The organism is Micromonospora citrea, from assembly GCF_049629545.1.
GTDB lineage: Bacteria > Actinomycetota > Actinomycetes > Mycobacteriales > Micromonosporaceae > Micromonospora > Micromonospora citrea_A.
The window spans coordinates 1-4,494 of the sequence record NZ_JBNADX010000057.1 but is presented as its reverse complement, the minus strand read 5'-3'; the positions used below and the strand labels follow the sequence as shown (position 1 = coordinate 4,494).

The window sequence follows — 4,494 nt, the reverse complement described above, 5'->3', positions numbered from 1 at the left end:
TGGGTCACCTGGGTGACCGCAACGACCACGACTCGCAGGGCCTGTTCCAGCAGCGCCCCTCCAGCGGTTGGGGCACGGTCGAGCAGATCACCGACCCCGAGTACTCCACCCTGGCCTTCCTCAAGGGCCTCAAGCAGGTCGACGGCTGGCAGGACATGCCGCTGACCAAGGCCGCCCAGACCGTGCAGGTCTCGGCCTACCCGGACCACTACGCCCAGTGGGAGCAGCAGGCCGCCGACCTCGTCGCCGAGCACTGGAACAGCTGACCCACCCACACACGCATGCTGGCCGGCACCCCACAACGGGGTGCCGGCCAGCCGCGTGTCCGGTGACCGTCAGGGGCACTTCGCGTACAGCCGGCGGGTGCCCGCGCCGGCGTCGTACGCGGCCCGGTCGCTGAACCGGCAGCCGAAGTCCGGCGCGGCGACCGCCTTCGGATCGGTGACCGCGTCGCCGGCGGGACGGACTCCGGCGCGTACCCAGGAGACCAGGTCGTCCCAGGCGGCGCCGGCCTCGGCCGGGGTGAACTCGCAGTGCTGGGTGGCGCGGACGGCCCGCTGGACGACCAGCCGGCTGCGACCGTGCCGCGCCGCGTCCCGGGCGTACGCCTGCTCCATGGAGAAGGGCACGAACAGGTCACCCAGGCCGTGCAGGCTGAGCACCGGCGCGGTGGGGCGGCCGGCGATGCGTGGCACCTCCGTCAGCACCGGGGAGAACCGCTGCCGGAAGTTCTCCGGCGCGACCCGCTGCACGGTGGCGTTGACGTCGACCGGCCCGTTCGGGCTGTAGCGGGTCAGCAGGTTCATGGCGAGCTGCCCGGGCCGCTGCGCCGGTGAGTCCCCGCCGTCGGTGGTGCTGATGGCGAAGAGGAAGTCCTTCCAGACCGCGAAGGCCGCCTCCGAGCCGGGGCGCGGCCCGCCGGAGCGGTTGACGGTGATCTCCCGCAGCTGCTTGCCGCGCTCGTTGGTGGTGTCCGGCCCGGTGGGGGTGAGCCCGGCCAGGCCGAGCGCCACCTGGATGCGGGGCACCGCGTTGCTGAGGTAGTCGCTCGGCGTCGGGTACGCCCGCACTCCGGCGAGCGCCTGCGCGACCAGGTTGTAGTCGAGGAAGAAGTCGAGCAGCTCGTGGTCGCCGAGCACCCCGCACATCGGCAGCGCCCCGTCGTAGTAGCCCGGGTACTGCTCCAGCGAGCGGCCGATGACGTAGCCGCCCATCGACACGCCGGTCACGTACGTCCGCTTCGGACGCTCGACCGTCGAGGCGAACAGGTCGGCCAGTTCGCGGGTGCTGACCACGCCGGAGCGGATGTCGAAGCCGTTGGTGGTGTACGACGACGACGCCCAGGCGTACCCCTGGCCCAGCAGCCGTTGCCGCAGGCCGAAGCCCGGTGCCTCGGGGGAGAGCACGGTGGTCTGGCCGCGGTAGCCGTGCGCCCACATGACGAGTTCACCGTTCCAGGCGGCCGGCACCTCGACGATGTAGCCGGCGTGCCGGTGCACGCCCTGCCGTACCGTGGTCGGCGCGCCGCCCACGACGAGCGGGGCCAGGGGTGGGTTGTTGATGGTGTAGCCGGGCAGTGGCTGCGAGCCGTCGTCGCCGTCGGCGGCGGTGGCCGGCGCCGCGCCGGCGAGCCCGACGGTCAGGGCGAGGGACGCGCCGACGGCGAGCAGCCGGCGCGTGAGACGGGTGGTTGAGGACAGCATCGATGCTCCCCCGGAGACGGGTGCCGCCCGAGGGCGGCCAGGCGGGACGGTGCCTACCGGCCGGTAGCGCACTGAAGCTAGGCCCGCCCCGCGAGGGCTGTCAATGCTCCACCTGACCGACCGGTCAGCGCCGCCCGGTCGGGATCCTCAGACCAGACCGTGCGCCAGCATCGCCTCCGCCACCCGGCGGAAGCCGTTGATGTTCGCGCCGGCCACGTAGTCGCCCGGCAGGCCGTACTCCTCCGCGGTGGCCCAGCAGCGGGCGTGGATGTCCCGCATCGTCTCCCGCAGCCGCTGCTCCGACTGGACGAACGTCCACGAGTCGCGGCTGGCGTTCTGCTGCATCTCCAGGGCGCTCACCGCCACCCCGCCGGCGTTGGCCGCCTTGCCCGGGGCGAACCGCACCCCGGCCCGGCCGAGGATGCGCACCGCCTCCGGCGTGGTCGGCATGTTCGCCCCCTCCACCACCGCCACGCAACCGCCGGCGACCAGCGACGCGGCCTCCGCCCCACCGATCTCGTTCTGCGTCGCGCAGGGGACGGCCAGGTCGCAGGGGACCTCCCAGACGGTACGACCGGAGACCGCCACCGCGTGCGGCACGTGCCGCACGTAGTCGTCGAGGCGGGCGCGCCGCTGCTCCTTCAACTCCCGCAGCAGCTCCAGGTCGATGCCCTTCTCGTCCAGCACGTAACCGTCGGAGTCCGAGCAGGCCACCACCGTCCCGCCGAGCTGGTGCACCTTCTCGATGGCGTACGTGGCGACGTTGCCCGACCCGGAGACCACCACCCGCTTGCCGTCGAGGCTGTCCCCGGTCTGCTTGAGCATCTCCTCGGCGAAGAACACCGCGCCGTACCCGGTCGCCTCGGTGCGCACCTGCGCGCCCCCGTACGCCAGGCCCTTGCCGGTCAGCACTCCCGACTCGTACCGGTTGGTGATCCGCTTGTACTGCCCGAACAGGTAGCCGATCTCCCGGCTGCCGACCCCGATGTCCCCGGCCGGGACGTCGGTCTGCTCGCCGATGTGCCGGTACAGCTCGGTCATGAAGCTCTGGCAGAAGCGCATCACCTCACGGTCCGAGCGGCCCTTCGGGTCGAAGTCCGCGCCGCCCTTGCCACCGCCGATCGGCAGGCCGGTGAGCGCGTTCTTGAAGATCTGCTCGAAGCCGAGGAACTTCACGATCCCCAGGTAGACCGACGGGTGGAAGCGCAGGCCCCCCTTGAACGGGCCGAGCGCGCTGTTGAACTCCACCCGGAAACCGCGGTTGACCCGGACCCGACCGTGGTCGTCCTCCCACGGCACCCGGAAGATGATCTGCCGCTCCGGCTCGCAGATCCGCTCGATGATCCGCGCCTTCGCGTACTCGGGGTGCCGGGCCAGGGCCGGGCCGATGCTCTCCAGCACCTCCCGCACCGCCTGGTGGAACTCCGGCTCGCCCGGGTTCCGAGCGACCACACTGGCGTACACCGACTCCGGGGCCTCCGGCATCACCACACGTCCCTTCCGGTCCAGGTGGTGGCCGCGTCGCCCCCACCGGGTCGACGTCGTGCCGCCGACCGCCCCCGGATACGGATCGTCACCCCTGTCCGGTTCACTGATCCGATGGACGAGTTGATCTGGGACACGGCCCGTACCTCGCGCGGCTGGCTGGACGCCGCCAACGGCACCGGGCAGGCCGAGCTGACCTGCCGGATCCTCAAGCTCACCGAGGAGGCGGGGGAGGTCGCCGGGGCGTGGATCGGCCTGGTCGGCCAGAACCCCCGCAAGGGGGTGACGCACACCCGCGAGGACGTCGCCGCCGAACTGGCCGACGTCGTCCTCACCGCCCTGGTGGCCATCGAGAGCCTCGGCCTGGACGCCCGGGCCGTCGTCACCGCCTGCGCCGACAAGGTCCGTTCCCGCATCACCTGACCCACGCCCACGCGAGGCCCGCCGTGCTCACCCGCTGGCGGTGCGCGCCGTCCGTGTGTGCGGCGTCCGTCGTGTCCGTTTCGGGTACGCGGGCGGGGGTGTCCGGCCTCGGGTGCGGTTGTTGCTGCCCTGGCGCCAACAACAGCACCCCGAACCGGTGTGCGTGGTGAGCGGTCCGGGTCGGGTGTCCGGTTCAGGCGACTGCCGTGGTGGTGCTGGTGTGCGGTTCATGCCCGATCTGTGCGGGTGTCCCGTGACCGGCGGCACCGTGGTGGTGGAATGGTGGCGGGGGCGGGGTCGTTACATCATGTGTACGACCGCAGCAGCACGCCCCCGCTGCCAGGCCCCGATCGGGTCGGCCCGGGGTGGTGCCCGGGCCGGGAATGGTGGTGGCCCGCCGGTCGTTACACATGGTCCCGGCGCCGCGAGCCTCTCGGCTTGGCGTGACCGCGAACCCCTCGGGGTTTGCGTGGAGCCGGGCATCGACTTTCCCCCTTTGAGCGCCTGTCGAGGTGCCCGCACGTGCTCGGCCCCCATCGAGCGTGTGTGTCGACCCCCGTGAAGGAGCTTCCTGATGAACACCACGATCATTCGTAAGAGCGTTCTGGGTGTTGCTGGTCTGGCCTTTGCCGGTGGCGTGTTCGCCGGCCCGGTGACCGAGGCCCACGCCGCTCCGGCTGACGTCAAGACCGTCGCGGTGATGGCGGAGAAGTCGGGTGTGGACAAGGGCAAGCTGATTCCGCACGGTGTGCAGGGCGAGCAGTCGCGTGTCGACCTGACCGACGAGCAGGTCGCCAACACCAAGGCGATCATCGCGGCGACGAAGAAGGCCGGGATGGACGAGCGGGCCGCGGTGGTGTCGATCGCGACGGCGTTGCAGGAG

At 71.8% G+C, this 4,494-nt stretch carries 3 protein-coding genes and 2 pseudogenes; 3 read left to right on the top strand and 2 right to left on the bottom strand.

Annotated features, from left to right (window positions below; genetic code table 11):
* Positions 1 to 266, top strand: a pseudogene (locus ACPFP2_RS29740) (hypothetical protein); the annotation flags it as partial.
* Between the two features lie 69 nt (positions 267 to 335).
* Here ACPFP2_RS29740 and ACPFP2_RS29735 read toward each other — a convergent pair.
* Both ACPFP2_RS29735 and gdhA read right to left on the bottom strand, forming a co-directional pair.
* On the bottom strand, positions 336 to 1,703 hold the full coding sequence (locus ACPFP2_RS29735; RefSeq protein WP_424093544.1) for a hypothetical protein: 1,368 nt from the start codon (positions 1,701 to 1,703) through the stop codon (positions 336 to 338).
* Between the two features lie 147 nt (positions 1,704 to 1,850).
* Positions 1,851 to 3,188, bottom strand: coding sequence for an NADP-specific glutamate dehydrogenase (gene gdhA, locus ACPFP2_RS29730; RefSeq protein ID WP_424093542.1), 1,338 nt, complete (start codon positions 3,186 to 3,188; stop codon positions 1,851 to 1,853).
* Between the two features lie 114 nt (positions 3,189 to 3,302).
* On the opposite strand from gdhA, the gene ACPFP2_RS29725 reads away from it, so the two are divergent.
* Complete coding sequence (locus ACPFP2_RS29725; protein ID WP_424093540.1) at positions 3,303 to 3,611, top strand: MazG-like family protein; 309 nt, start codon at positions 3,303 to 3,305, stop codon at positions 3,609 to 3,611.
* A 574-nt stretch (positions 3,612 to 4,185) separates the two neighbouring features.
* A pseudogene (locus ACPFP2_RS29720) lies at positions 4,186 to 4,494 on the top strand (hypothetical protein); the annotation flags it as partial.

Coding starts and splice junctions, on each gene's coding strand:
- ACPFP2_RS29735 (WP_424093544.1), bottom strand. CDS start 1,703: ATGCTGTCCTCAACCACCCGTCTCACGCGCCGGCTGCTCGCCGTCGGC.
- gdhA (WP_424093542.1), bottom strand. CDS start 3,188: ATGCCGGAGGCCCCGGAGTCGGTGTACGCCAGTGTGGTCGCTCGGAAC.
- ACPFP2_RS29725 (WP_424093540.1), top strand. CDS start 3,303: ATGGACGAGTTGATCTGGGACACGGCCCGTACCTCGCGCGGCTGGCTG.